General features: G+C 67.1%; 1 pseudogene. It reads right to left on the reverse strand.

The features are described from left to right. Window positions 1–258: pseudogene (locus tag AB4Y43_RS40610) on the reverse strand (hopanoid biosynthesis associated radical SAM protein HpnJ); the annotation flags it as partial.

Raw genomic sequence — 258 nt, forward strand, 5'->3', positions numbered from 1 at the left:
GACCGATGACGATCGACGGCTTGCGCTTCTTGAGGTCTTCGCAGAAGAGCGCGTCGGTCGGGAACGACGGCGTGCTCGTGTGGATGATGACGAGGTCGTATGCGGCTGCAATCTTCAGCGTTTCTTCGACACCCAGGCCGTCGGCCGGCGCGTCGAGCACGCGGCTGTCGGGCACGAGGGCCGCGGGCTGCGCGAGCCAGGTGGGATACCAGAACGAGCGGATCTCGCGCTTTGCCTGGTAGCGCGAGCCCGCGCCAC

This window comes from Paraburkholderia sp. BR10872, assembly GCF_040965835.1.
Taxonomy (GTDB): domain Bacteria; phylum Pseudomonadota; class Gammaproteobacteria; order Burkholderiales; family Burkholderiaceae; genus Paraburkholderia; species Paraburkholderia nodosa_A.